This is a genomic window from Oleiphilus sp. HI0067 (assembly GCF_001635735.1).
Genome location: NZ_LWFI01000590.1, coordinates 1 through 823 on the forward strand (window position 1 = coordinate 1; position 823 = coordinate 823).

General features: G+C 46.7%; 1 protein-coding gene. It reads right to left on the minus strand.

The features are described 5' to 3' along the window. Nucleotides 1-306 precede the first annotated feature (306 nt). The coding region (locus A3739_RS31230) for a polysaccharide biosynthesis protein (protein WP_197472139.1) at nt 307-823 on the minus strand (517 nt) is incomplete at its 5' end.

An 823-nucleotide genomic window follows, 5' to 3' on the forward strand; every position in this document is an offset into this window, starting at 1 on the left:
TTGGTAGCACGATGTATTAAGGATAAAAATATCATGGTCATCCTGAAGCAGCGGACGAAGTACGCGCACATTCAGGATCTCGGGTCTAACTCAGCAAACCAACCATGAGATCCCGTTTTAAAAACGGGATGACGAAAAGGGGAAAAACGGGATGACAAAAAGGATAAGCCAGGGTGACACAGATTGGCCGGAGTCAGAGGAGGTCGTTGGGGTCAGAGTCCTTTTACTCTGACCCCAATATTTAGTGTCGACGTCATCCTGAAGCAGCGAACGAAGTACGTGCACATTTAGGATCTCTACAATGATCTACCCATTAGAGATATTCGAACTGGTATCCCCTTCATTCGCAGGCATCTGCAAATCACGCATACGCTCTTGCATAGAGGTTCCTGGCATATCGGTATAGGTTTTATTCCAGACCAAATCACTCAAAGAATCTGATGGCTTGTAATCAAGCGGAGCCATCATTAAGACCTCTCGAACAGCCTCACAATCAAAGTCTTTGCAAAGCAAATCGATACGATCAAGCAGTACCTTCACATCGTACCAAGCAAGCGATATTTCACGGCCACGCATAATACGCGAATGCGCGGTAGGCATCGGCTCATTACCGATCAAAAGCTCTTCATAAAGCTTCTCGCCCGGACGCAAACCAGAGTACTCAATCGCAATATCTCCGTCAGGGTTCGATTGATCTTTCAGCTCAAGCCCCATTAAACGAATAAGCTTAACGGCCAAATCATTAATCTTGACGCTCTGCCCCATATCCAGCAAAAACACATCGCCGCCCTCACCCATTGCGCCTGCTTGCAATACAAGTTGT